This is a genomic window from Verrucomicrobiia bacterium (assembly GCA_036405135.1).
Classification (GTDB): Bacteria; Verrucomicrobiota; Verrucomicrobiia; order Limisphaerales; family JAEYXS01; genus JAEYXS01.
On record DASWYF010000022.1, the window covers coordinates 269449 to 295124 of the forward strand.

The window sequence follows — 25676 nt, forward strand, 5'->3', positions numbered from 1 at the left end:
ATGGCCTCTTGCGAGTGTCATTCACACGGTCCGAGCAAAGATGCCGCACCAGCCATCGAGGTGAAAGATCTGCGTGTGTCTTTCGGCGGCCAGCCCATCTTGAAGGGAGTGAACATGACGGTGCCACGCGGTTCAGTCGTCGCACTCATCGGCCCGAATGGTTCCGGCAAAACAACGTTGTTACGCTGTCTGCTCGGGCTGCAGCAGCCAGATCAAGGACAGGTAAAGATTTTAGGGGAGAATCGTCTCGAAAAGGCGATGCCTCGTATCGCTTACGTCCCGCAGAAGCTCGCGTTGGAACGCAGTTTCATTCTCAGCGTGCGGGAGTTTCTCAGCCTGCGTCTCGCACAGAACCGCAACTGGTTCTGGCACTCGCGCAAATGGTCGGATGATGCCTTGCGCACCACCATGGCGGAAATCGGAGTGGAACCGCTTTTAGACCGTCCTATCGCTGCTCTCTCTGGCGGGCAATTGCAACGCGTGCTGATCGCATTCAGTTTGCTCAAAGCACCTGAACTGTTGCTTCTTGATGAACCGACGGCCGGGGTGGACTCTCCGGGTGAAGATACTTTTTACGACCTCATCACCAAAGTGCACAAGCATCACGGCATGACCGTAGTGCTCGTATCGCACGATCTCTCCATGGTGTATCGCCATGCGAGCTGGGTGTATGCGCTGAACGGCACGATCTGCTGCGAAGGCTCGCCGGAAGACGTGATGAATGCGGAATCATTGAAACAGGCCTACGGCATCCACGTCTCGCCTTATCATCACCATCATCATGTTCAATGAAGCGTTCATGATCCGCGCTTTTTTGGCGGCACTGTTCCTGTGTCCGCTGTGCGCATTGCTAGGCGTGTTCGTCACGGCCCGCAGGATGTCTTTTTTCAGTGAAACGATCGCGCACGGTGCATTGACCGGTGTCGCCATCGGCATCTGGATGGGAATGACAGAGCTGACCATTCCGGTGATAGGATTCGGCCTGCTTGTGGCTGTGGCAATCATCTGGCTGAAGGAGAACACGGAGTTGATGACGGATACGGTGATGGCGCTCTTGCTCGCTGGCTCGATTTCATTAGGTATTTTCATCCTGAGTCTGGTGAAAGGCGGCTACGTGGGGCAGGTGCACAGCTATCTGTTCGGTGACATCCTCGCGATCGAAGACCGCGATGTGACGGTGTCTGGCATTCTTTTCGTGATAGTGGCCGCAGGCGTGTTCATGAACCTGAATGTGTTGGCACTCATGTCTGCCCATGAAGATCTGGCTCATGTGTGCGGAGTGAATGTGCGCCGTGCCAATTATCTTTTCGTGCTGGCGCTCACGATCACAGTGGCGGTGAGCATCCAATTGCTGGGCATCATGCTGGTGACTTCGCTGATCGTGATCCCGCCGGCAGCGGCGCGGAATATCAGCCGTAATCTCCGGCAACAGATCGTTTACAGCCTGTGCATCGGTTTGATCGGCGGATTGGGTGGCATCGCCTTGTCCTATCATTTCAATGCACCTTGCGGGGCGACGATCGCGATGTCGTGCATTACCTTGTTTTTGCTGACGCTGGTGGTACGTTTGTTCACCAGAAGACAGAAAGCAAATCCCGCATTGCCGACATGAGCAAGTGCAGCCAGCCACATCATAAACACAAGCACACCCACTGTTGCGAACAGCCGCAGGCGAATCTTTCCGAGTTGACGGCCCGTCTGCGTGAGAATGCACGCAAGATCACCGGTCCTCGACAGGCCATCTTGGAACTCCTGCGGCAGCATCCGCACCCGATGACGAACAAGGAGATACAGGCGGGTCTCCCAAAAGGGATGTGCGATCTGGCCACCATCTACCGGTCCATGCATATGCTGGAAGAGATGGGCTTGGTGAAGCGTTTCGATTTCGGAGATGGCACGGCCCGCTTTGAACTCGTTCATGAAGGGGATGACGGTCATCACCATCACCTCATCTGCACGGGGTGTTCGGATGTGGTGGAGATCGATGAATGCTTTCAGCGTGAACTGGAGGAGACGATCGCCAAACGTCATGGCTACCAAGCGGTGACGCATAAACTTGAGTTTTTCGGCATTTGCCCAGAGTGTCAAAAAGACCGGAAGCAGGGCAAAAAATAGACCGCGCTTTAAAGCGCGGCCTATCTTTTCTTTGTTAAGGTTAAAGTTTAAGAAGGTTGTTCCTCAACCCAGTCCCCCTGATAGAGGAACTGTTTGATCTTCCGTCTCTCGTATCGGTTTTTGTGCGCCTTGTCAGGCTGGTTGGCAAGTTGGCGGAATGGATGTTTAGGGTTACGCACTGCTTCCGACAAGAGTTCGGTCGATTTGCTCATAGCAGACTATTTCCTTTCTCGCTTTGACCATCAGCTTAATCAGTGCCAAGAGGAGTTTCCGTGCAGAATAAGGCAGACACACGGCTGGAACTGTCGCTGAATGGCTTTCTTGGAGTTATAGAATACTCAATCTGCCCAGACGTTCAAGAATTGAATGAACTTTTTTTGCCATAATGTCACTTTTGCGTAACACAAGGCGGAGAATGGCCAATTTTGCCGCAAAAATCTTAATCCAGCGTCTGGCGGTAGCGTTTGACGCCGATGGTCATGACGATGAGCAAGAACAAGGCGATGGGCCAGACATGCGTGGCGGCTTCATAGAGCCCGTTCCCCTTCAGTAAGATGCCACGAACGAGGCGGAGGAAATGCGTGAGTGGCAGGGCTGAACCGATGTGTTGTGCCCACTCTGGCATGCCACGGAACGGAAACATGAATCCCGAAAGCAGGATGGACGGCAGGAAGAAGAAGAAGGACATCTGCATCGCTTGAAGCTGGTTCTTCGCGATCGTCGAGAAGGTGATGCCGACGGCGAGATTCGCGGCGATGAAGATGAGCATCAAGCCGAGGAGCAGGGGAATGCTGCCGAGCATCGGCACTTTGAAAAGCAACTTCGCCGCAGTGAGGATCAACCCCGTCTGGATATAACCTACCATGATGTAGGGGATGATTTTTCCGAACATCACCTCGGCGGGCCGTGCCGGAGTGGCCAGAAGATTTTCCATCGTGCCGCGTTCGCGTTCGCGTGTGATGGCCAGTGCGGTGATGACGATCATCGTCATGGTGAGCACCACGCCCATCAGGCCGGGCACGATGTTATACTGGGTTTTGCCCTCCTGATTGTAGAGGCGATGGATCTGCAATTCAGCGGGACCGGGGCGATCACGCAGCTTTTGCAGCGGTCCTTTCAGATCACGATCAAACACCGACGCAGTGAGCAGGTTGATCGCGGAGATGGCATTGCCGGTGGCCGCTGGATCCGTCGCATCCGCTTGCAAGAGCAGCTTGGGCCGATCACCGCGTAACAGGTCGCGCGAGAAATCCGGGGGAATATGGATGACGAATTGCACTTCGCCTTCATCGAGGAGGAACTGCACTTCGCGCTCTGACTCCGCTACCGTGACCAGATCGAAGTAACGACTGTTCTTCAATCCCCAGATGAACGTGCGCGAGAACTGGCTGTGATCCTGGACGACCACGGCGGTGGGCAGATGCTTGGGATCGGAATTGATCGCGAAACCGAAGAGCATGAGCTGGATCATCGGAATGCCCACCATCATGCCGAAGGTGAGGCGATCGCGCCGCATCTGGATGAACTCCTTCACCACCACCGCCCAGAGGCGCTTGAATGAAAAGCTCGAGGAGTTCATTTGAAGTTATCCTGCGAATGCCCCATCAGGTTGATGAACACATCCTCCAAGCTGGATTCGATCTGGGTCCAGTGATAAGGCGCTTTCATCCAAGGCTGGATGGCGTTCTTCAATTCATCTCCCTGTGGTCCGCTCACGTGCAACGTGTTGCCAAAGGCGACGACTTGTTCGATGCCTTTTTTATGACGCAATTGATTGGCCAGGGCAGGGAGGTTGGGCCCAGTCACTTCCCAAACGCTGAGTTTCGCACCGGCGACCACTTCCGCCACGGTGCCATTCGTGAGCAAGTTTCCGTAAGCGATGTAGGCGATGCGATGGCAACGCTCCGCCTCATCCATGTAGTGCGTGGTGATCATCACCGTGAGGCCATCGGCGGCCAGTTGATGAATCTCTTCCCAGAAATCGCGACGGGCTTTTGGATCCACACCCGCCGTGGGTTCATCCAGCAGGAGCAACTGCGGCGTGTGAATGAGTGAGGCTGCGAGGGCGAGACGTTGTTTCCAACCGCCCGAGAGTTGCCCGGCGAGTTGCTTGCGGCGGGCGTGCAGGCCCAGCTTGTGCAAGCTGTCCGCAACCGCTTGCTTGCGATTCGGCACCTGATAGATGCGCGCGATGAAATCGAGGTTTTCTTCCAAGTTCAGGTCTTCGTAATAACTGAACTTTTGCGTCATGTAGCCGACGTGCTTTTTGATCTCGTCGGACTGATTGAGGATGTCGTAACCGAGGCACGTGCCTTGCCCGGCATCTGGCTTGAGCAGGCCACAGAGCATGCGGAGAAAGGTCGTCTTGCCGCTGCCGTTCGGTCCGAGGAAGCCGTAGATCTCGCCGCGCCGCACCTGCATGCCGATGCTGTTCACCACCGTCTGTGCGCCGAAACGCTTCGTAATGCCAGACACGTCGATCACCAGCTCCGTGTTGGGCGGAGGAGCATCGGTGGCGAGCTGTTCGTGTGTTTGCAAAGCGAGGTGAGATTAAGACGTCGGTTTCACATCCACCGGCTGACCGGGATGCAGCGTCGCGCTGTCAGCAGGGGAGAACTGTGCCTCGATCATGAACACCAGCTTGGAACGCGTTTGCTGGCTGTAAATGACGGGTGGTGTGAACTCCGCTTGGGTGGAGATGTAATTCACCGTGGCGGAATAAACTTTATCCGAGCCGTCGAGGGTGACTTGCACGGAACTACCAGTCTTAAGGCTCGGCAGTTTCTCTTGCGGCACGAAGAAGCGCACCTTGATGTTCTGCGGTGGTAAAAGCGAAACCACCGGATTGGCCGCTGTCACAAACTCACCCTGACGATACAAGGTATCGTGAACGACTCCTTCAACGGGCGATGCCTGTTGCTTTTGCTGCAAGGGCCAGCGGGCTTTCGTCAAAGCCGCTTCGAGCATCGTCACTTCCAGTTCCGCTGCTTTGATCTCATCTTCACGAGCACCGAGCTTCGCGGTGGCGATGTCCGCCTCGAGGGCTTTTGCCTCGGCCTGCAAGGACGCGATCTTGGTGCGCGCTTGATCCACTTGTTCCAAGGAGACGGCACGACGGTCTGCTAGGTAGAGTTTGTTGTAGCGTTCGTATTCGCGCTCGGCCAGTTCGGTGGCGACTTTATTCTGCCCCAGCTTTGCTTCGATGGAGGCGACCTCAGTTGGACGACGACCTTTCAGCACGTTATCCCGTTTGGCTTTCGCTTGGGCGAGCTTCTGCTCGGCTTCTTGCACCGCAGCGGATTCGGCGGCGCTCTCCAAGGTGAACAACGATTGCGCGCTTTTCACAGTGTCGCCGCGCTTCACGTTAAGCGTGGTGAGTGTGCCGCCCACGGGCGCAGCGACATAGACGTATTCGCCTTCGATGTAGCCTTGCCACGAACCGTCTGACTTGGGCTTGCAACCGATGGCGAGCAAGAGTGCGAGCAGGGGAAGAAAAGTGAATCGTTTCATAAATACCTCCATCAATCTTTCATCGCGTTGACGTCGAGGTTCAGCAAATTGTTCTGGATGTGCGAGAGCGTGCGCATGGTGGTCTCGATATCCTTGGGAGACAGGCCCGCCGTGCCATGTTTGGCCATTTGCAGGGCGACGGGGAGGAGGCGTTCACGCAGTTGCTGGCCTTTCTTAGTGAGCCAAGCACAGACCTTACGCCGGTCATCGGGATGTCCACGGCGCTCCACTAAACCTTTCCGGACTAACCCATCGAGAATGCGCGTGGTCGTGGTGCGTTCTCGGATGGTGGAGCTGGCGAGCTCGCTTTGCGTCTGGCCGTCCTGCTGCCAGAGATGGTGGAGAATGGCGCACTCCTCGGGCGTGAGCTTGTAGCCCTCGCGCCGCAGCCGTTCCAGCATCCGCAGGCGCAGGACATAGGCGGTGCGGTTCACGATGAAGCCCAGCGGATGATTCAGATTGTTGATGGCCACGGCCTCTGGCGTTCTTTGCACAATACAATAGGTGTATTATGCACGTAATTTTGTCAAGCGAGGATGAGAAGCTTAAGTAAGCCTGAAATCATGACGCTGGCTTGCTAATGTGAGGGTAAAAAGGTATTGGTTGCATGTGCGTGATGCCAGTTGGGTAAAATCTCGGATTGCTGCGCGGATACTCTTGCGCGGTCAACGAGGCGTTGTCTCTGCCAGGGATAAACGGCTGGCGCGTCGTTTGGCGGCTGATGATGCTGTCACCGACCGTTTGTTGGGGCAGGCGCTATCTTCCATCTGCGCTGAAAAGAAAATCGGACTCAAGGAACAGGATGACATTCGCAAACGAATCTTGGCACCTGTGATGGATTGATCACTTCGTTAGCTTTCTCTTTTATCATAACCATGAGCGATATCATTTACCCCCGTAGCCCGCGTGAAACGATGAGCGGCTGGATGCATCTACCGCGTTACCTCGACAAGGTGCGTCTTCACCTCGCAGGGAAGCTGCATGCGGATTATCAGCCTAACTTCGGCAAAGGCTTTGATAGTGCGTGGTTGAAAGCAGCCGGACTGGTTCATGAACAATTTATCGAAGTGGTGAGGGGCACAGTCACGGATGGGGAAGTGGCTGATTGGGTGACCAAGAACGTACAGAAGACGGATGCAGATAAGAAGGCCCACGCTGATGGTATGCTGAACTATCCCAAGGCGGACGATGCCGCTATGCAGGAGCGCCTGAAGCAGCGTAAGGAATCCGCCGGACTGTCACATCGTGATGATATCAAGACGTTCGTGGATTTCATTGATGCGGATGAGAAGCGGAAGTAAGCGGAGCGCGACGAAAAATATAAAAAGCAAAACCCTCGTTTGCGTAATGCAGACGAGGGTTTTGTGTTTAAATATGAACTACTGTTTCGGCTTCAATTGCGGGAACAGGATCACGTCGCGGATGCTTTCCTGGCCGAGCAGCATCATGCAGAGGCGGTCGATGCCGATGCCGATGCCGCCTGCGGGCGGCATGCCGTGCTCCAGCGCCACGAGGAAGTCCTCGTCCAGCTTCTGTTGTTCGCCACCGGCCTGATGCTCCAGCGTTTCACGCTGTTGGATCGGGTCATTCTGCTCGGTGTAACCCGGAGAGATTTCCTGGCCGTTGATGCAGCACTCGAAGACTTCGACCGTCGTCGGGTCGTCTGGCGTGAGCTTGGCGAGGGGAACGAGTTCCTTCGGTAGATGCGTCACGAAAGTTGGATTGATGAGCTTGGGCTCGATCAGTTTCTCGAACACCGCGCCGGTCACTTCGAAATCTTCGTAACCGGCGGCGATATCGCCTGCGAGTTTCAGGTCTTCGACCGCACGGCGACGGCGTTCAGCGGGAGTTACATCGAACCAGTCGTTGCCAGCGACTTCGCGCACGAGGTCTTTGTATTTCGCGCGGCGCCAGTGCGTCAGGTCGATAGTTTTGATGACCTTGCCCTCTGCGTCCTTGTGCTCGATCACCAGTGTGCCCAAGACTTTTTCGGCGATGCCCTTGATGAGCGATTCCACCGTCTCCATCATCGTCTCGTAATCGCCGAAAGCGCAGTAAGCTTCCAGCATCGTGAACTCCGGATTGTGACGGCGGGAGAGACCTTCGTTACGGAAGTTCTTGCCGATCTCGAACAGGCGATCAATACCGCCCACGAGCAGGCGCTTGTGATACAGTTCCAGTGCGATGCGCAGGTAGAACTCGCAGCCGAGCGCATTGTGGAACGTCTTGAACGGTTGCGCGGCAGCACCACCGGGGATGGGTTGCATCGCGGGCGTTTCCACTTCCACATAGCCGCGGGAATGGAAGAAGCCGCGGATCTCATGGATGATGGCGCTGCGTTGCAGGAAGACTTTCTTCACATCGTCGTTGGCGATGAGGTCGAGATAGCGCTGGCGGTAGCGCACTTCCATGTCTTCCAAGCCATGCCACTTGGCCGGAGGAGGGCGGAGGGACTTGGCGAGGATGGTGAAGGCTTCGAGCTTCACAGAAATCTCACCGGTCTTGGTGGTGAAAAGGGTGCCCTTCACACCGATGAAGTCCGCGAGGTCGAGATGGCGGAACACGTCGAACTGTTCTTCGCCGATGACGTTCTTTTGCGCGTAGACCTGGATGCGACCGCTCTGGTCTTTGATGTCGATGAACATGGATTTGCCCATGTCGCGATGCGCGGTGATGCGTCCGGCCAGTTCCACCGGGCGGCCTTCCGTGTAGTTCGCGCGGGCTTCAGCGCATTTCTCCGTGGGCGTAAACTTGTTACGGAACGGGTCGATGTTCTTGCTGCGGAGCGAGGCCAGCTTGGCCTTGCGCTGTTCAATCAACGAATTTGTCTCGTCCATACTCATCCAATCAATAAATAGAGCCTCGTATAGAACACGGAAGGGCGGGGGATGTCCAAGGTTTTTGGTCGGCCCCCAATGGCAGTGTGGGTGTATTGGGGCACTGCTCCCAATTCGAAAAACCGTTGGCGCGCTCACTCCTCACCCCGGCCCTCTCCGCCGAAGCTCGGCCTGTCTATAGAGGAGAGGGAGAACATTTGTCGCCTGCAGAATGGATATGGCAGTCATTGGCGGACGGAATTTCCAGGTTCAAATTTAAATGAGCGCCTCCTCTCCCCAGCCCTCTCCTCCTGCTACCGCTGGAAGCTGAGCATTACCCACAAGTCTATAAAGCGTGAATGAACAAGACAGAGGACAGGGAGAGCTGTGTTTTTCGGGGGCCGGTTTCATTTGAGAGGTCGGCGGTGAAGGCCAAAGTCAGGGCAAAGCGGCAGCTTTGCCCCACCTTAATAAGGAAGTTCCCGCTGGCTGGACGCTGGTGACCACTTATGGGTAATGCTCAGGCTGGAAGAGAGGGAGCTGGAGGGTTGTTGGCTTTCCTGAGGCATGAGTGTTTCGGGTGGCATTAACAGGGTACGCACAGACCTGTGGGGGAGATACGTAGAATCACGGAAATCGGTTTCGATTGAACGAATTCATGGGGTATTATGTCCATTGATACGAAGGCAAATGGCTGTCAGAATAGTTCGATAGCCACCAAACGGGAACGATCCCGGCCAACTGAAACTGATAGATTTATGAAATACTTACGCATGTCGCTCGCGGGTCTGACGGCAGCCCTCGTAGGCGGTATCCTCGTATTTGCCGTGCATGAAGGTGTGACGCAGGAAAAAGCTGCACCGAAAAAGAACGAAGTCCCCAAGTTCAACATCCAAGAGAAGTCCATCACCAGAACTGGGCCGAACATGTTGACCTTTGCTCCGGTGGTCAAAAAGGTGACTCCGAGCGTGGTGAGCGTTTACTCCACGAAAACGGTGAAGGTGAACAATCAACGGCGCAATCCGCTCTTTGATCACCCGATGTTCCGCGACTTTTTCAATGACCAGGAAGAGCAGCAGAACAGCCGTCGTCCCCGCCAGCATGAGGAGACGGGTTTGGGCTCTGGTGTGATCGTTTCGGAGAATGGTTACATCTTGACGAACAATCACGTGGTGGATGGTGCGGATGAGATCAAAGTGGCTCTCTATAACGGCAAGGATGAGTATACGGCACAAGTCATCGGCAAGGACGATAAGACGGATATCGCCATCTTGAAGATTGATGCGAAAGGTCTTCCGGCGGTCACGATGACCAGCAGTGATACGCTGGAAGTGGGTGATGTGGTGCTCGCTGTGGGCAATCCTTTCGGTGTCGGCCAAACGGTGACGATGGGTATTGTCAGTGCGACACAACGTCGTGGCTTGGGTATCACGGGTTACGAAGATTTTATCCAAACGGATGCTTCGATCAATCCGGGTAACTCCGGTGGTGCGCTAGTAGATGCGGAAGGCCGTCTGGTCGGTATTCCGACGGCGATCTTTAGCCGTAGCGGTGGTAATCAAGGCATCGGTTTTGCGGTGCCGGTGAACATGGCCCGCTACGTGATGGAACGATTGATTGAGGGTGGTCGCGTGGTGCGTGGTTATATGGGGCTGCGTTTGCAGCCGGTTTCCTCCGATCTGGCCAAGGCGTTTAATTTGAAATCACAGAATGGCGCTATCGTCGCGCAAGTGATGCCAAACTCTCCGGCTGCCAAGGCTGGTTTGAAGGCGGGTGATGTGATCTTGGACTTCAACGGCAAGAAAGTGGAAGACGATGATCAGCTCCGCTTGTGGGCCTCGCAGACCAATCCCGGCACGAAGGTGCCGGTGAAATTGGTACGCGAAGGCAAAGACAAGACGATTGATGTGACGCTTGCCGAGTTTCCGGCAGATGAAGTGCTGGCCAGGAACTCAGGCGGCAAGGCGGCTCCGGCTGTTCGTGAGGATGCTTTGGAAGGTGTCGAGGTCGGTGATCTGGACACCCAGACCCGTCGTCAAATGGGTATTCCTACCAACATTCAGGGTGCCTTGGTGACGAATGTGGATGAAGAATCGCCAGCCTATAAGGCCGGACTTCGTGCAGGGTCCGTCATCATGAGCATCGACCAGAAGGCAGTGAAGACTGCTGATGAGGCGGTGAAGCTGAGTGAAGAGATCACGGCCAAGAAGATCCTGCTCCATGTCTGGTTCCGTGATACCACGACCTTCATGGTGGTGGATGAGAGCAAGAAGTAACTTGTGGGGAATTTGGTGTGCGATGGGTGCGAGTGCGGCGGTGTCCATGACACCGCCGCTTTCTTTTGGTAGTTGGTCACTCTAGTGGCTTTATGTTTCGACGAAAGCAACTTTACTCAAAAAGCTTTCGGAGCACGGGGCTGAATGCTTCGTCGGACCGCAAACGGGCGTATCTCGGCACTTCCCTACAGAGGCGGAAGAAAAGGACGGGAGGAAGCCCGGCACCCCTCACCCCGGCCCTCTCCCCTCCAAGGGGCGAGGGAGATGGAGCGTTGTTCTGCTTTCCTGTGCCATCGGCATTTTGAGGACAGTGCGCTGATGCGCCAGTTGCAAGCGGACCCATTACTTTCTTTTAGCTGTAATTGCGGTAAGGTTGGAGTAGTGATAGGCAGTGATTTGGCAACGGGAAAAGGGATATGGCTGTGCAGTATAAGGACTACTATCAAGTTTTAGGTGTGGTACGGACGGCGTCGGATGACGACATCCGCAAGGCGTTCCGTAAATTGGCGCGGGAGTATCATCCCGATGTGGCCAAGGACAAGAAGAACGCCGAGGACAAATTCAAGGAGATCAATGAGGCCTACGAAGTGCTGAGTGATCCCGAGAAGCGCAAGAAGTACGACGAGCTGGGAGCCAACTGGAAACAGGGTGCAGATTTTCGTCCGCCGCCGGGATGGGGAGGCAATGGTCAGCGGCGTCAACGTCGGCGCAGCAGCAGCGGGGAGCAGGGGAGCCCGGAAGATTTTGAATTTCACTTCGGTGGCACCGGGTTCAGTGATTTCTTTGAGCAATTTTTTAGCGGTGCAGGACAGGGCGGTGGTCGCAGCGGTTTTCAGAGCAGTGGCGGATTCGCTGGTGATGGCGGTCCATTACGAGGAAGCGATCTGGAGGCGGACATCATGGTCACGCTGGAGGAAGCGGTGCGCGGCTCGGTGCGCACAGTGAATGTGCGACGCAATATCACCTGCCCGCAGTGCCACGGTACTGGTGCGGTAGGGCAGCATGGGTGTCCGCAATGCCGTGGCGAAGGGATGATCGGCAAGCTGGATAATTATCAGGTGAAGATTCCTGCGGGTGTGCGTGAAGGGCAGAAGCTGCGTCTGGCGGGGAAGGGTGAGGCAGGCCATGGGCAGGGACCAGCGGGTGATTTATTTCTGCAAGTCAGACTCGCGCGGCATCCGGACTTTTCTGTGCAAGATTCTGATCTGACGTATGAGTTGGATCTCGCACCGTGGGAAGCGGTGCTGGGAACCAGTGCGGATGTGCCTACGTTACACGGGAATGTTTCGATCAAGATTCCGGCTGGCACCAATAGCGGACAGAAACTTCGCATACGTGGGAAAGGGCTGCCGAAAGAAGGTGGGCAAGGTGATCTGTTTGTGGTTGTCCAGATCAAGCTGCCTACGAAAGTGAGTGATGCGGAGAAGGAGCTTTGGGAGAAGCTGGCGAAGGCTTCGAGTTTTAATCCGAGGGAGTGATGTAGATTGACGATTTGCAGGATTAGGCTGTGTTTGTTGATGGAAATGCGGGCACCCCTCACCCCGGCCCTCTCCCCTCCGAGGGGCGAGGGTGTAGTATCTTCGAACTTTTTCTACCCGTTTTTCTGTTCGAAATTTATAGCAGCTTCTAAAAAAACACGCTCAATTTGTTGCCGACTTGCAGTTTCAGGTGCTTTGCTACGGAGCCGCCATTGATGGCGATTTCTAGGAAACCGGTGGAGCTTAAGATGGCTAGCACAGTACCGCGTTTTGCTTCGGAATAACTTGCTTTTGGAGCGCCGAGTGAATGTTTTTTGATGCGGATATCGGCTCGTTGCCATTCTTCTTCAGTCAGGGAGTTGTGCGCGATGTTCGTGATGGCATTGCCGAATCTGTCGATGTGGAGGATTTCTCCTTGGATGGTTTGTGCCGAGCGCTTGGGAGTGGGCCATGGCAGTTCCCCCCAAGATTCTATTTTTGGTCCAAGGGTCGAGAATTTCTTGCCAGCGGCCAGATGGGCGGCGACGGGTGAGAAAATGTCTCTGCCATGAAAGGTGCGGCTCACGGGTTTTTGGAAATACTTTTCGTTCGTGATTTGGCGGGCGCTACGGATGTTGTGATCTCTGAGAGCCCAGGTGAGCAAACCATTGTCAGGGCCGATGAAGGTCGCTTTATCTGTTTGTATGGCGATGGCGCGACGTTCACTGCCTACGCCGGGGTCAACTACGGCGACGTGGATGCTATTCTTCGGGAAATAAGGTGTGGCAGCCATCAGCGCAAAGGCACCGGCGCGAATATCGCCCGGGGCGATTTCATGGGTGATATCGACTATGTGTGTGCGTGGTTCGATGCTGAGAATGACACCTTTCATGGTGCTGACGAACCAATCGCTGGTGCTGAAATCTGTGGTCAGGGTGATGACGCTCACGGTTGGAATATAATTGCAGAAAGGGCATTTGAAACGAACATTGTGCTTAAGTAAGGGTGTGATTTAAAACGGGTGAGGGTAACCTGACTGGCTCCGGCGGACGTCGCGGACTGCCGGCTGGAATCCGGCAGCACGGGTCGCGTGATTCGTCGCGGCTCACCAACGCTCGCCCGATTTTAATCACACCCCTTAAGTATGGCGAAAACAGAACGCAAAGTGGTGGTGATCACGGGAGCAACGCGCGGATTGGGCCGGGCGATGGTGGATGAATTCATCTGGCAGGGGCATACGGTGTTGGGTTGTGGCCGGTCAGCCGAGCAGGTGGACGCGTTGACTAATGCCTATGGCCCGCCGCATCTTTTTGACATCGTGGATGTGACCGATGATGGGGCGGTAAAAAGATGGGTGGCGCGCTGTGTGGATCATGCGGGTGCGCCGGATCTTTTGCTCAATAATGCGGCCATCATCAATCGCAGTGCGCCGCTTTGGGGTGTTTCTGCCCAGGAGTTTTCCGAGGTCATCGATATCAACATCAAAGGCGTGGCGAATGTCATCCGGCATTTCGTGCCGGAGATGATGGAGCGGGGAAAGGGTGTGATCGTGAATTGGAGTTCTGGTTGGGGACGTTCCACGTCGCCGGAGGTCGCGCCGTATTGTGCGACGAAATGGGCGATTGAAGGGCTGACGCAAGCGCTTGCGCAGGAATTGCCGGAAGGTCTGGCGGCGGTCGCGTTAAATCCCGGTATCATCAATACGGAGATGTTGCGCAGTTGCTTTGGTGGTTCGGCGGAATCTTATCCTTCGCCGGATGAGTGGGCAAAGCGGGCGGTGCCGTATCTGCTTTCGTTGAACAGCCGAAATAATGGGCAGCCGCTGACGGTGCCGGGGATACCTACCTAGAGGTTTTCATGAAATGTTTCAGGACAATAACTGGTGGGCTGTGTGAAATGTTTCCTCTCCTCTTAATGAGGAGAGGTCGGTTCCGCACGAAGCGGAACCGGGTGAGGAGTGAATCGAAGCACAGGGGAGCCGAGCTTTTATTGAGTAATTCCGGGCTGAAGAAAATAACGCTTTTGTGCTACGGCTCACCCCTCACCCCGGCCCTCTCCCCATTGAGGGGCGAGGGTGATGTTCATTCGGAGCTTTTACTTCCAATCCCATACCGAAGTGTCTGACAGGCTTTAAATGATATGGGCATTGTGGCTACAGAGGTGCAGGAGATATTGCCCGGGGTGTTTCGTTGGGAATGTTTTTCGCCGGAGCATAAGGTTGAGTTGACTTCGCATGCGGTTCTCGTGGATGGACAGCTTTTCATTTTTGATCCTATTGGGCTAACCGTGTCCGCGAAGCAAAGGCTGCTTTCCGATCATCATGTGGCCGCCATTGTGCTGACGAACGAGAATCACGAACGCAGCGCGGACGAGTGGCGAAAAGAAACGAACGCGCCTGTGTGGGCGTCGGCGGAGGCGAAGCTTGTTTTGGAGAATGTGAATCGTTGGGAAGCTGGGACTGTAAGGTGGAACTCATGGGAGATTGTTCCTTTGCCCGGTGGAGCAGGGGGCGAGGTGGCTTTGTGCTGGCGCGAGCGTTCTTTGGTTGTGTTAGGTGATGCGGTCTTCAATCTGCCGAAGTATGGTTTTGATGTGCTACCGAAGAAGTATTGCCGTGATCAGGCTATGCTGAAGACCTCGTTGCTTAAGTTGATCGAGATGCCGTTTGATACGGTAATATTCGCACATGGCACTCCTTTATTAAAGGTGGCCTCAGTCAAAATCCGTGAATTAGTAGATGGCTAAACGATTGTTCCTTGCGACTTCACCGCTACACCCTTACGTTGACCACATGGCGAAGGCGCCCAAAAAGAACAGCAAAGCCAAGGCGATGATGCTTGGCGTGGGTTTGGATACGGATGGTCACAAGCGCGTGACCAAGGGAGATAATTTTACCCTCGTGGGCGGGAGCAAGGATACGCACGAGGAGATGACGGAGAAGGCCATCAAGATCAATGAGAAGCTGAAGACTCGCGGCAAGACGTTGGAATCCGTCAGTCGCGAGGAGTTTGATGACATCGCGCATGCAGTGGGGCTGCGACGGCCTAATAACGACTCGAATTAAGGTGCGGGGGGGCATCTCGGCATTGCCCCAATAAGAGGAAGTTTGTTGGCCTGCCGCGCCTGGCGGAGAACGGGTCGGGCTGGGTTATTTGAACCGGGCGTTGTCTGGTGAAAGACCCTTTACTGCCGGCTGGAATCCGGCAGCACATTGGGGTACTGCGCGGATTCGCGCGTTTGAGTAAAGTGATGTCAGTTCCTTGACGTCGGCCCGTTGCGCCGTTAGCTTCTTCGCAGGATTCCACCTGTGGCGTAAGCACCAATGCTAGCGGTTGCATACCATCCTTATCTGTTTCTGGTCGTTTTGCTGGGCGTAGCCATCGTCTTTCCACTCATCCCGCTCGCGCTCGCGAAGCTGTGGGCGAAGAAGTTTTCTCCACCGAAGCCCGGTCCGGATAAGAACGCGACTTATGAATGCGGTCTGGAATCCAAGGGCGATGCGTGGGTGCAGTTCAAGTCCGAGTATTACCTCTACGGCATCTTGTTCCTGATCTTCGATGTGGAGACGGTTTTTCTGCTGCCCTTTGCGGTGGCGTTCACGGGGCTTTCGGCGGGGGCGTTTATCGCCATCATGTTCTTTCTGCTGTTGCTGGCAGAGGGATTGGTGTGGGCGTGGAAGAAGGGTGTGCTGACTTGGAAATGACGCATCATGGATGAAGGGCTGCGTAATGAATTGAGCAAACAGGGCGTGTTCACCACGACCTTGAGCGACCTCTACAATTGGGGGCGTCGCAGTTCCGTGTGGCCGTTGCAATTCGGTCTCGCGTGCTGCGCGATCGAGATGATCGCGGCCTCCATGGCGCGGTATGATTTGGCGCGATTCGGTGCGGAGGTGTTTCGTCCATCACCACGTCAGGCAGATCTTATGATCGTGGCCGGGACGGTGACCAAGAAGATGGCGCCGCAAGTGGTGCGGCTCTACAACCAGATGCCGGAGCCGAAATACGTCATCGCGATGGGTGCGTGCGCGATTTCCGGTGGCCCTTTCAAGCAGGGTTACAATGTGCTGAAGGGGATTGACCGTTATATTCCGGTGGATGTGCACATTCCTGGATGCCCGCCGCGACCCGAGGCGCTTTTGCATGCGTTCATGACGTTGCAGCGGAAGATCGATGAGCAGGCTATGAGCGGGAAGGCGCGTCCGCGTCATCTGAATCCCGATGCGCCGAGTGAATTTCCGGTGCCGCAATTTGGCGAACACGATCTGGTGCCGCCGAAGAATGAGATGGTGTGGGAGACACCAGTGGTGACGAGAAACGGCTAATGATTTGAAATCGTGATCGACCTAGAGTCCATAAGGCTGCGAATCGAAGCCAGCGTGGCGGGCGCACAAGTGACGCTGGTGCCGAATGACTCGCCTGCCGCCCAGCCGTCGCTCTTGGTGGAGGGTGCGCATGGTCTCGCGATCGCCTTATTTTTGCGCGATGATGCGGAACTGCGTTTTGACTATTGCTCCAATGCGACGGGGGTTGATTGGCTGGATACCGAGCTGAAAGTGAAGGTCAAGCAGGTGGTGGATGGTGTGGAGAAAGAGGTCGAGCAAGTGACTAAAAAGCCCGGCTATCTGGAAACGGTCTATCATCTGTATTCGATGGAGAAACGGCATGGGCCGCTGATCTTGCGGATGCGTACTAGGAATCGTGCGGGTGAAGCGAAACTGCCATCGCTGACATCGGTCTGGCGCAGTTGTGAGTTTCAGGAGCGCGAGATTTACGATCTTTACGGCATCGAGTTCATCGGGCATCCGGATTTACGCCGCATCTTGATGTGGGATGGGTTCAAGGATCATCCGATGCGGAAAGATTACGTGGAGCCGGATGATTACGAGTACGAGCCGACGCCACACGATGAGGTGCTGGAGAAGGCGAAGGAGCATTATCCTGGCAGTTGAACGGCATAGACATTGCATATAAGAAGCCTAAATTATCTGTATGAGCAGCAAAGAAATAGCGATGGAGATCATCCGGAAACTGCCGGACGAGGCGTCCTTGCAGGAGATCTCGGATGAGATCGAGTTTGTGGCTGGAATCAGGCAGGGAGCGATGGAACTGGATCGGGGCGAGTCTGTCTCGGCAGATGAGATACTGAAGCGCATACCCGCATGGGCGAACTCTACAAAGTAGTCTTTTCGCCACAAGCGGTCAGAGACATTGAATCGATTGTCCGCCATATCGCCTTGCAAGCATCTCCGCAAATCGCAGAGGCCTTTGGTGTGAAGCTGGTTGGCAAGGCTTTGAGCTTGGAAGCACTTCCGCTCAGAGGCCGGGTGGTTCCGGAAGTGGGGATGCCTTTTCGGGAAATCATTTTTCGCAGTTATCGGATCGTGTTCCGGATAGTTGGTGAACGGGTTGAGATAGTCCGGTTTTGGCATGCGGCGCGTGGGATCCCGCAGATTGATTCGGATGATTTTGGCAATCCTGGTTGAACTTATTCAATGGAAGCTACGCTGACCAATAGTGACAAGACTGCCGAGGCCACGATTGAGGCTGGTGTCGGCGATCTGCTGGAAGTGTCCATGGGGCCGCATCATCCGTCCACGCACGGCGTTTTCCGCATGGATGTGGTGCTGGATGGTGAGCGGGTGGTGAAGCTCAAGCCAGTGTTCGGTTATCTGCATCGTAATCATGAGAAGATCGCGGAGGGGGCGAGTTACCTAGCCTCGATGCCTTACACAGACCGGCTCGATTACTTTTGCTCGATGACGAATAACTGGGCTTACGCGTTGTCTGTCGAGAAGCTGGCTGGGCTGCAAGTGCCGGAGCGTGCGGAGTATATCCGCCTCATCACGGCGGAGCTGACGCGATTGGTGAATCACACGTGTTTGCTGGGCTTTTTAGTGCAGGACATGGGCGCGCTCGGCACGCCCCTCATGTATGCCTTCCGTGAACGCGAGAAGATTCTCGATCTGTTCGAGTCGCTGAGCGGGGCGCGCATGATGTGCAATTACATGCGCTTCGGAGGTTGCCGCTGTGATCTGCCGACGGGCTGGCTGGAGCAGGCGCAGAAGGTGGTGGATGAGTATCCGCGTTTTCTGGATGAATACGAACGCTTGCTCATGGGGAATGAAATCCTCATGGCGCGCAGTCAAAATGTGGGGGTGCTGCCCAAGGCTCTGGCGATTAGTGCGGGCATCACTGGCCCGATGCTGCGGGCGAGCGGGGTGAACTACGACATCCGCAAGGTGGATAAATACGGCATCTACGACCGCTTCAATTTCCGTGTGCCGCTTGGCGAACATGGTGATGTTTATGATCGACTGATGATCCGGTTGCTGGAGATGCGGGAATCACTGGGGATTTTGCAGCAGGCGTTGAAAGCCATTCCTGAAGGGCCGATCATTGATCCGAAGGCGAAGTTGCGTGGCTTCAAACCGAAGGCAGGCGAGGCTTATGGACGCATCGAAGCGCCGAAGGGCGAACTGGGTTTTTATCTGATCAGTGATGGCACGCCGAATCCGTATCGCTACCGCATACGTCCGCCGAGTTTCATCAATTTGACGATTCTTGAGGACATGTGCCTCGGTCATACGGTGGCGGATGTGGTGATCATCTTGGGTAGTGTGGATATCGTGCTCGGTGAGGTGGATCGGTAATAATATGCGTTGGCTACTCAAACAGACTAACTTGCTCGACGAACCGGCAGATGTGCTCGTCTGTTCGGCCAACGTGAGTCTGAACTTATCTGGCGGTGTCGGTGCGGAATTGTTAGGGCGCTATGGAAATGAGATGCAGAAGACTTTGCATGCGGTCATTCACGGGCGTAGCCCACGGGCGGCGAAGTGTGGCGAAGTGATCGCGTATTCCGGTGCTGAATTGCCTTACAAAGCGGTGCTGCATGCGGTGGCCATCGATGGCTGGTATAAGAGCAGCCCGCAGATAATCACGGATATCACGCGCAAAGCGTTGAAGATGGCGGCGGGTTATGGGGCTAAGCGAGTGGCGTTTACGGTGCTGGCAACCGGCTTTGGCAACCTGTCCTTGGCCGAGTTTGCCCAAGGGGTAAGGCCGATATTGGGTGATGAATTTCCTCCCGTTGGGGAAGTGGTGTTTGGTCTGTTGCTCGACTTTCAAGTGGCGGAGATGGCGCAACATTTTCCAGAGTTAGAAACTTGTAACGTTTAAAACCGAATGCTCGGCGAAGGCATATTGAAAGGCATGGTGGAAACGGCGAGAAACTTCGCCGGGAGCTATGTGTCCAAAGATCGCCTCACGACGGTCGAGTATCCGGAGCAACGCATCGCGCCGAAAGAGAATGCGCGGCAGTTTCCGTTCTTGGTGTTCGATGGCAATGATCCGCAAGCGGGCTTGCGCTGTGTGGCGTGCCAGATCTGCGAGAAGGAATGTCCGCCGAAATGCATCTACATCGAGAAGAGTAAGGACAAGAAGCCAGACTTTGTCGGTAAGGCGCAGATTTATCCGGCCACGTTTGATATCGATATCTCCGTCTGCATGAGCTGCCAGATCTGTGTGGAGGTCTGTCCGTTCGATGCCATCAAGATGGATCAGGAATATGAGCTATCGAATGACGACCGGTTCGGCGGTCTGCTCCTGCACAAAATGGATCTGGCCAAGCCGAATGATTATTTCCGCAAGCTGCATCCGAAGGACGCTGGCGAGATCGACGCGGCACGCGTAGCGGCGAAGGAACAGGCTGAAGCCAAGGCCAAGGCAGATGCCGAGGCGAAGGCCAAAGCGGCAGCGGAAGCAAAAGCGAAAGCGGCGGCAACGCCACCGGCTCCACCGGCGGCTCCGCCCACGGGCGCATAAGGGATCACGGGCATGGATATTGGCGAACTGATCAACTCAATCATCAGCGATCCAGACCAGGTCTTCGTTCTGACGAAGGCTTTCGTCGTCGGCAAGTTCCCCGCAGGTGCCCAGCCGCTCGTCTCCATCTTGCTCTCCATCATGCCGATTCTCAGCGTGTTTCCGGGCTTGTTCGCGTTGACGACGATTCTGGAACGCAAAGGATTGGGACGTATCCAAAACCGCTTGGGACCAAATCGCGTGGGCCCGTTCGGCATCCTGCAACCCGCCGCGGATGGTATCAAAGCACTCATCAAGGAAGATGTCGTGCCGCGTGCGGCGGATAAGTTAGTACACTTCCTTGCGCCCGTGGTGATCGTGATTCCGGTGATTCTTTCATACGCGGTGTTACCGGTTGGACGGAACATGGTAGCCATTGATCTGGATGCTGGGCTGCTGTTCTTCTTCGCGGTCGGTGCGTCAACAGAACTGGCGGTGTTCATGGCCGGTTGGTCGAGCCGGAATAAATATTCGTTGCTGGGAGCGATGCGTGCCATCGGGCAGATGATCAGCTATGAGATCCCGCTCATTCTTTCGGCGGTCACGGTGGTGATGGCCGTGGGCTCGCTCTCCACGACATCCATCGTGGATGCACAAGCGGGCTACTATGGTTGGCTGCCGAACTGGTATGTGTTCACGCCGTGGGGTTTCGCGGGGTTCCTGCTCTTCGTGACAGCGGCTACGGCAGAGTCGAATCGTTCGCCGTTTGATATTCCAGAAGGCGAGTCCGAGATCATCGCGGGTTATTTCGTGGAATATTCGGGATTCAAGTTCGCGCTCTTTTTCCTTGGAGAATACCTCGGACTGTTCGCGGTGAGCGGTTTGGCTATCACACTGTTCCTTGGTGGCTGGCATGCGCCGTTGCCGTTCCTGGAGTGGATACCTTCGTGGTGCTGGTTCTTTGCGAAGCTCATGGGCTTCATCGTGCTATTCATCTGGCTGCGCGGGACGTTGCCACGCCTGCGCCAAGACCAGCTCATGAACTTCGCCTGGAAATTCATGCTGCCGCTTACGCTCATCAACATCTTCGTGGCGGGCATCTGGCGGTTTATCGAGCCGGGCTTTATGCGTTGGATCATTTGTGCGGGAATGTTGGTGGCGGCTTATGTGCTACTGGGACGCGGTCTGACGGCGGCACGCGGGGTGGCGCCGCGGGAATATCGTTACGCGGAGAATTGAACTGATGGAACTGGCCTTTGTCATCATAGCGACGGTCACGCTCGGTGGAGCGGTGGCGGTGATGTCGTTGCGTCATCTGGTGCATTGCGCGCTGGCGTTGGTGGTGACGTTCGCCGGACTCGGTGCGATGTATCTGATGCTGAGTGCCGAGTTCGTGGCCTTCGTGCAACTACTCGTTTATATCGGCGCGGTGGCGATTCTCATCGTGTTCGCCTTGTTGCTCACGCGCAGTGCCACTGAGGAGCCGAATCAAAGTCTCTTGCAGAGTAAGGTGGCGGGCGTGGGGATCGCCTTACTGGCGTTTGGAACGATTGTGGGCGCGTTGCTTTCCAGTGGACGTTTTGATCGCGTGCAACTGGCAGCACCGATGCTGACGGTGAAGCGCATTGGTGAGGAATTGATGACGCGTTATGTGCTGCCGCTGGAAGCCATCGGACTCTTGCTGACGGCGGCGACTATCGGTGCGGTGGTGATCGCGATGGAAGAGCGCAAGGTTGCGGACAAGTCGAAGTCTGCTGAGGAGTCTGCGCATACATCGGAGGACAAGCACGGATGATCCCGCTGCATTATTACCTCATCGTAGCGGCGATGCTCTTCTGCATCGGCTTGGCAGGAGCATTGATCCGGCGCAATGCGATCATGGTGCTGGTGGGCATTGAGTTAATGTTGAATGCGGCGAACCTGAACTTCATTGCTTTCTGGCGTTACTCGCCGAATCCGGATGGCAACCAAGGGGTGATGTTCGCAATCTTCTCCATCGCTATCGCGGCGGCGGAGGCGGCGGTGGGGTTGGCACTGATTATCGCGCTCTATCGGCATTATCGGAATACGGATGTGGCGAAGGAGGATAAGAAATAGATGGATAACGCCGCCTCCATGCTTTGGTTGATCCCCGCGCTGCCGCTGTTGGCAGCGGTGATCACCACGTTTGTGGGGAAAGGGCAACGTGGGTTGGCCTCGGGTGTGGCGGTGGCGGGAATGGTGGGAGCTTTCCTCTTGTCGGTGAAAGCGTTCATCGCAGTACTGGGGCAACATGGTGTGCCGGTGGTGCACAATTTTCTGTGGTTGGAATTCGGTGAAACGCAGATGCAGCTCGGCTGGGTGCTTGATCCTTTGAGCGCGATGATGCTGGTGATGGTGACGTTCGTCGGCACGCTCATCTTCATCTTCAGCATCGGCTACATGGCGCATGATGAACGGTTCACGCGCTTTTTCTGTTTCCTGTCACTTTTTGCGGCAGCGATGCTGGGTTTGGTAATCGCGAATAATCTGTTGCTGCTTTTCATGTGTTGGGAACTGGTGGGCCTCGCGTCCTATCTGCTCATCGGGTTCTGGTATCAAAAGCCGTCAGCAGCGGCGGCGGCGAAGAAGGCGTTTATCACGACGCGCATTGGCGACATCGGCCTGTTTCTCGGGTTGCTCTGGCTGTATCGCGAGACAGGGACGCTGCTTTGCTATGACAATGGGGCCGGGTGTTTGGAGCAATCAGCACTGACGAAGCTCGTGGGACAAATGGCCTTTGGCGGTATAGCGGTGAGCACGGTGATTTCACTGCTGCTTTTCTGTGGAGCGGTGGGCAAGAGCGGTCAGGTACCGTTGCACGTGTGGTTGCCGGATGCGATGGAAGGTCCGACGCCGGTGAGCGCGCTCATCCATGCGGCGACGATGGTGGCGGCAGGCGTGTTCCTCATGGCACGGGTGTATCCGCTGCTGGCCGTAACCCCTGACGGACCAGCGAATGACACGGCGGCGCTGCAAGTGATCACGTGGGTGGGAGCGATAACGGCAGTCTTTGCGGCATTCATCGCGATGGCACAGAATGATATCAAACGCATCCTCGCATACTCTACGGTGTCGCAACTGGGCTTGATGTTTGTAGGCTTGGGCGTGGGTGGTGTGGCGGTGGGAATGTTTCATCTTATCACGCATGCGTTCTTCAAGGCGTTGCTGTTCCTTGGTTCGGGTTCCGTGATTCATGGATGTAATGAGGAACAGGACATTCGTAAGATGGGCGGCTTGCGGAAATTCATGCCGGTGACGTTTTACGCTTATGGGATAGGTATGATCTCGCTGGCGGGCGTGATCCCGTTCGCTGGCTTCTGGAGTAAGGATGAGATCATGCACAAGGCGCATCAGTGGCCTGCTTCGGAGATTCCATACTATCTCGTGCTGGTGGGCGCGTTTCTGACGGCGTTCTACATGACGAGGCAAATGGCGTATGTGTTCTTCGGCTCGAATAGAGCGGCTTCTGCTCATGGGCACGAAACCAAGACACATGAGCCGCATGAGAGTCCGGCGGTGATGACGGTGCCGCTGATTGTGTTGGCCGTCTGCGCGACTCTAATCGGGTTTCTCGGGACACCAGCGTGGCCTTGGTTTGAATCGTTTGTGCATGGGCATGAAGTGGTTTTTGATGGTGGCAAATTGCTCCATGCCTGGCCAACGATTCTGACATCCATCGTCATCTGCGGTATCGGTGTCGCAGCCGGATGGGGTTACTACGGACGAAAGGCAATTGATACGAGCAAAGCAGATCCACTGCACGGATTGCTGCCGAATGTCTATCCGGCGTTGGAGAAACGGTTGCTCATTGATGAACTGTATGAAGCGACGGTGATCGCGTGGCAGAAGGCTTGGGCGCAGGGATGCGATTGGCTGGAGAAGCAAGTATGGCAGGGCGTGATGGTGGTAATGAGCATTGGATCGCAAGTGCTAGGCTGGGTGAATCGCATCATCGACGAGATCGTGATCAATGGCGGGTTCAATGCGAGTTGTGCGAAGTTGCAGGAATCGGGCGATAAGGTGGAACTCGCGCATCGGGGAAATATCCAACGGGCTTTGCGTGGATTGGGCATCGCGCTGACGATTCTCGTCCTGCTGCTGTCATGGGGGTGCAGCAAATCATGAACGGCTTCTCCCCATTGACCTTGCTGATGTTGCTGCCGCTGTTCGGCGGATGTGTGCTTTTGGGATTGGAGAAACACCAGCGGGCGTTTACGCGGCATCTGGCGTTCGGGGTGAGCCTGCTTACGTTGGCACTCGCATTGTTCATCGGCAGCCAGTTTGATTCCACTAGTGGTGAGTTACAGATGGTGGAGCGGCATGCGTGGATGCCGTCGCTGGGCGTGGAATATTTTGTCGGTGTAGATGGACTCAGCCTGGTGTTGCTCTTGCTTACCGCGTTGTTGGTGCCGATGAGCATGTTGGCGGCGTGGAAGTTGGAGGAGCGCACGTCTATGTTCTTCGCGCTCATCTTGTTCCTGCAAGGGGGCTTATTCGGGACGTTCACGGCGCTGAACTTCATTCACTGGTTTCTGTTCTGGGAGTTGAGTTTGGTTCCAGCGTTCTTCCTGGTGAAATTGTGGGGTGGGCCTGAACGCGGAAAAGCGGCGATCCAGTTCTTTGTTTACACAATGGTCGGTAGTGTGACGCTGCTGCTCGCGTTTCTGGGGATGTATCTGGCAGTTGGGACGTTTGATTTCATCAAGTTGGCCGAGCTGGCGAAGAGTGGAGAACTGCTCTCGCGGATGAGTTTGAATCTTGGCTGGTATGAATTGAAGAAGGAACAGCTCGGACTGGTGATCGCGTTCGGGGTTTTCCTTGGATTGGCGGTGAAGGTGCCATTGATGCCATTTCATGGCTGGTTGCCGAGGACTTACTCCACAGCCCCGGCCGCCGTGACGATGCTGCTCACGGGTGCGATGTCCAAGATGGGCGTGTATGGTTTTCTGCGCATCTTCCTGCCGATCTTTCAGGAGCAAATCGCGTTCGTGCAGAACTGGCTGCTGTGGCTGGCCATAGCGACGATCGTGATGTCAGCACTCGCGGCTTCGGCGCAGACGGATTTGAAGAAGCTGCTGGCGTATTCTTCCATCAACCATCTGGGCTACTGTCTGCTGGGAATATTCGCGACGGCGAGCAGTGTGAATGGTCACGGCTGGACGGTGGAGGCTTCGGCGGCTTTGGGCGGAACGGTTTTGCAGATGTTCAATCACGGCATCACGGCGGCGTTGTTGTTCTGTTTCGTGAGTTATCTCGAAGAACGTGGAGCAGGGGAAACGAATCTGTCACGGTTTGGCGGATTGCGAGCGGCGATGCCCGTGTTCTGTGGGTTGATGGGTGTGGCGACGTTTGCTTCTTTGGGCTTACCGGGATTGAGCGGGTTTGTGGGCGAATTCTTAATCTTCAAGGGGACGTTCGGTCTGGCGGCGTGGGCGGCGGTGTTGGCTACGCCGGGTCTGCTCATCACAGCAATCTTCCTGCTGCGGATGTATCAACAAATTTTCTACGGACCGTTGCCGTCCACACATGTTGGCTGGCGTGATTTGGATATTCGTGAGCGGTTCACGGTGCTGCCGGCGTTGCTGCTGGTGCTGATTTTGGGTGTGTATCCGCAACTGCTGATGGGCTTGATCAATCCAACGGTGACGCGTTTGGTAGAAGGGCTGGCGAGGTGAT

The 25676-nt window shown here is 55.5% G+C and carries 30 protein-coding genes; 23 read left to right on the plus strand and 7 right to left on the minus strand.

Features of this window, described 5'->3' with window-relative positions; all coding sequences use genetic code 11:
- From VGH19_11580 to VGH19_11590, 3 genes are read left to right on the plus strand one after another with little or no spacing between them, the layout of a single operon-like run.
- Entirely contained in the window at nucleotides 1-792 is a 792-nt protein-coding gene (locus VGH19_11580; GenBank protein ID HEY1172003.1) for a metal ABC transporter ATP-binding protein, read from the plus strand.
- The gene (locus VGH19_11585; protein HEY1172004.1) at nucleotides 782-1612 is read left to right on the plus strand and encodes a metal ABC transporter permease; all 831 of its coding nucleotides are present in this window, start codon (nucleotides 782-784) and stop codon (nucleotides 1610-1612) included. Before VGH19_11580 ends, VGH19_11585 begins: the two co-directional genes overlap by 11 nt.
- Complete coding sequence (locus VGH19_11590; GenBank protein HEY1172005.1) at nucleotides 1609-2115, plus strand: Fur family transcriptional regulator; 507 nt, start codon at nucleotides 1609-1611, stop codon at nucleotides 2113-2115. Before VGH19_11585 ends, VGH19_11590 begins: the two co-directional genes overlap by 4 nt.
- Nucleotides 2116-2162: 47 nt before the next feature.
- Here VGH19_11590 and VGH19_11595 read toward each other — a convergent pair whose 3' ends face one another.
- From VGH19_11595 to VGH19_11615, 5 genes are all read right to left on the minus strand, one after another.
- Nucleotides 2163-2327 carry a hypothetical protein gene (locus VGH19_11595; GenBank protein ID HEY1172006.1) on the minus strand — a complete coding sequence of 55 codons (165 nt, stop codon included), beginning with the start codon at nucleotides 2325-2327 and terminating at the stop codon, nucleotides 2163-2165.
- Nucleotides 2328-2554: 227 nt separating this feature from the next.
- Nucleotides 2555-3694 carry an ABC transporter permease gene (locus tag VGH19_11600; protein HEY1172007.1) on the minus strand — a complete coding sequence of 380 codons (1140 nt, stop codon included), beginning with the start codon at nucleotides 3692-3694 and terminating at the stop codon, nucleotides 2555-2557.
- Entirely contained in the window at nucleotides 3691-4653 is a 963-nt protein-coding gene (locus VGH19_11605; protein ID HEY1172008.1) for an ABC transporter ATP-binding protein, read from the minus strand. Before VGH19_11605 ends, VGH19_11600 begins: the two co-directional genes overlap by 4 nt.
- Nucleotides 4654-4665: 12 nt before the next feature.
- Nucleotides 4666-5625: an HlyD family efflux transporter periplasmic adaptor subunit gene (locus tag VGH19_11610; GenBank protein ID HEY1172009.1), complete on the minus strand. Its 960-nt coding sequence runs from the start codon at nucleotides 5623-5625 to the stop codon at nucleotides 4666-4668.
- An 11-nt stretch (nucleotides 5626-5636) separates the two neighbouring features.
- A complete protein-coding gene (locus VGH19_11615) occupies nucleotides 5637-6119 on the minus strand; it encodes a MarR family winged helix-turn-helix transcriptional regulator (GenBank protein ID HEY1172010.1) in 483 nt (160 codons plus the stop codon).
- Nucleotides 6120-6234: 115 nt separating this feature from the next.
- Here VGH19_11615 and VGH19_11620 point away from each other — a divergent pair, with 115 nt between their 5' ends.
- Both VGH19_11620 and VGH19_11625 read left to right on the plus strand, forming a co-directional pair.
- Nucleotides 6235-6468 carry a hypothetical protein gene (locus VGH19_11620; protein HEY1172011.1) on the plus strand — a complete coding sequence of 78 codons (234 nt, stop codon included), beginning with the start codon at nucleotides 6235-6237 and terminating at the stop codon, nucleotides 6466-6468.
- 32 nt (nucleotides 6469-6500) lie between these two features.
- Nucleotides 6501-6926: a DUF5069 domain-containing protein gene (locus VGH19_11625; protein ID HEY1172012.1), complete on the plus strand. Its 426-nt coding sequence runs from the start codon at nucleotides 6501-6503 to the stop codon at nucleotides 6924-6926.
- Nucleotides 6927-7004: 78 nt separating this feature from the next.
- Here the strand turns inward: VGH19_11625 and lysS are convergent, their stop codons facing one another.
- Nucleotides 7005-8462 carry a lysine--tRNA ligase gene (gene lysS / locus VGH19_11630; protein HEY1172013.1) on the minus strand — a complete coding sequence of 486 codons (1458 nt, stop codon included), beginning with the start codon at nucleotides 8460-8462 and terminating at the stop codon, nucleotides 7005-7007.
- A 737-nt stretch (nucleotides 8463-9199) separates the two neighbouring features.
- Here lysS and VGH19_11635 point away from each other — a divergent pair.
- Nucleotides 9200-10717: a DegQ family serine endoprotease gene (locus VGH19_11635; protein ID HEY1172014.1), complete on the plus strand. Its 1518-nt coding sequence runs from the start codon at nucleotides 9200-9202 to the stop codon at nucleotides 10715-10717.
- Between the two features lie 416 nt (nucleotides 10718-11133).
- Nucleotides 11134-12195, plus strand: coding sequence for a DnaJ C-terminal domain-containing protein (locus VGH19_11640; protein ID HEY1172015.1), 1062 nt, complete (start codon nucleotides 11134-11136; stop codon nucleotides 12193-12195).
- A gap of 148 nt (nucleotides 12196-12343) precedes the next feature.
- On the opposite strand, the gene VGH19_11645 is transcribed toward VGH19_11640, so the two are convergent.
- Nucleotides 12344-13123, minus strand: coding sequence for an SAM-dependent chlorinase/fluorinase (locus VGH19_11645; GenBank protein ID HEY1172016.1), 780 nt, complete (start codon nucleotides 13121-13123; stop codon nucleotides 12344-12346).
- Between the two features lie 195 nt (nucleotides 13124-13318).
- On the opposite strand from VGH19_11645, the gene VGH19_11650 reads away from it, so the two are divergent.
- The 16 genes from VGH19_11650 to VGH19_11725 all read left to right on the plus strand — a co-directional run bounded on the left by VGH19_11650 (nucleotide 13319) and on the right by VGH19_11725 (nucleotide 25675).
- Nucleotides 13319-14023, plus strand: a complete 705-nt coding sequence (locus VGH19_11650; protein HEY1172017.1) for an SDR family oxidoreductase — start codon at nucleotides 13319-13321, stop codon at nucleotides 14021-14023.
- A gap of 290 nt (nucleotides 14024-14313) precedes the next feature.
- A complete protein-coding gene (locus VGH19_11655) occupies nucleotides 14314-14919 on the plus strand; it encodes an MBL fold metallo-hydrolase (GenBank protein ID HEY1172018.1) in 606 nt (201 codons plus the stop codon).
- 46 nt (nucleotides 14920-14965) lie between these two features.
- Nucleotides 14966-15238 carry a hypothetical protein gene (locus tag VGH19_11660; GenBank protein HEY1172019.1) on the plus strand — a complete coding sequence of 91 codons (273 nt, stop codon included), beginning with the start codon at nucleotides 14966-14968 and terminating at the stop codon, nucleotides 15236-15238.
- Nucleotides 15239-15496: 258 nt separating this feature from the next.
- Nucleotides 15497-15877 carry an NADH-quinone oxidoreductase subunit A gene (locus VGH19_11665; protein ID HEY1172020.1) on the plus strand — a complete coding sequence of 127 codons (381 nt, stop codon included), beginning with the start codon at nucleotides 15497-15499 and terminating at the stop codon, nucleotides 15875-15877.
- Nucleotides 15878-15883: 6 nt separating this feature from the next.
- Nucleotides 15884-16498, plus strand: a complete 615-nt coding sequence (locus VGH19_11670; GenBank protein ID HEY1172021.1) for an NADH-quinone oxidoreductase subunit B — start codon at nucleotides 15884-15886, stop codon at nucleotides 16496-16498.
- A gap of 12 nt (nucleotides 16499-16510) precedes the next feature.
- Nucleotides 16511-17125, plus strand: coding sequence for an NADH-quinone oxidoreductase subunit C (locus VGH19_11675; protein ID HEY1172022.1), 615 nt, complete (start codon nucleotides 16511-16513; stop codon nucleotides 17123-17125).
- A gap of 40 nt (nucleotides 17126-17165) precedes the next feature.
- Nucleotides 17166-17357 (plus strand): hypothetical protein, encoded by a 192-nt coding sequence (locus VGH19_11680; GenBank protein HEY1172023.1) that lies wholly within the window; start codon nucleotides 17166-17168, stop codon nucleotides 17355-17357.
- Nucleotides 17336-17659, plus strand: coding sequence for a type II toxin-antitoxin system RelE/ParE family toxin (locus VGH19_11685; GenBank protein ID HEY1172024.1), 324 nt, complete (start codon nucleotides 17336-17338; stop codon nucleotides 17657-17659). Before VGH19_11680 ends, VGH19_11685 begins: the two co-directional genes overlap by 22 nt.
- A gap of 90 nt (nucleotides 17660-17749) precedes the next feature.
- Entirely contained in the window at nucleotides 17750-18826 is a 1077-nt protein-coding gene (locus VGH19_11690) for an NADH-quinone oxidoreductase subunit D (protein ID HEY1172025.1), read from the plus strand.
- A gap of 4 nt (nucleotides 18827-18830) precedes the next feature.
- Nucleotides 18831-19355, plus strand: coding sequence for a macro domain-containing protein (locus VGH19_11695; protein HEY1172026.1), 525 nt, complete (start codon nucleotides 18831-18833; stop codon nucleotides 19353-19355).
- A gap of 6 nt (nucleotides 19356-19361) precedes the next feature.
- A complete protein-coding gene (locus VGH19_11700) occupies nucleotides 19362-20000 on the plus strand; it encodes a 4Fe-4S dicluster domain-containing protein (GenBank protein ID HEY1172027.1) in 639 nt (212 codons plus the stop codon).
- A gap of 12 nt (nucleotides 20001-20012) precedes the next feature.
- Nucleotides 20013-21218, plus strand: coding sequence for an NADH-quinone oxidoreductase subunit NuoH (nuoH, locus tag VGH19_11705; GenBank protein HEY1172028.1), 1206 nt, complete (start codon nucleotides 20013-20015; stop codon nucleotides 21216-21218).
- A gap of 4 nt (nucleotides 21219-21222) precedes the next feature.
- Complete coding sequence (locus VGH19_11710; GenBank protein HEY1172029.1) at nucleotides 21223-21774, plus strand: NADH-quinone oxidoreductase subunit J; 552 nt, start codon at nucleotides 21223-21225, stop codon at nucleotides 21772-21774.
- Nucleotides 21771-22076 carry an NADH-quinone oxidoreductase subunit NuoK gene (gene nuoK / locus VGH19_11715; protein ID HEY1172030.1) on the plus strand — a complete coding sequence of 102 codons (306 nt, stop codon included), beginning with the start codon at nucleotides 21771-21773 and terminating at the stop codon, nucleotides 22074-22076. Before VGH19_11710 ends, nuoK begins: the two co-directional genes overlap by 4 nt.
- Complete coding sequence (gene nuoL, locus VGH19_11720) at nucleotides 22077-24125, plus strand: NADH-quinone oxidoreductase subunit L (protein HEY1172031.1); 2049 nt, start codon at nucleotides 22077-22079, stop codon at nucleotides 24123-24125. It abuts the gene before it with no gap.
- Nucleotides 24104-25675 (plus strand): NADH-quinone oxidoreductase subunit M, encoded by a 1572-nt coding sequence (locus VGH19_11725; protein HEY1172032.1) that lies wholly within the window; start codon nucleotides 24104-24106, stop codon nucleotides 25673-25675. The genes nuoL and VGH19_11725 overlap by 22 nt, the downstream gene beginning before the upstream one ends.
- The last annotated feature ends 1 nt before the right edge of the window (nucleotide 25676 follow it).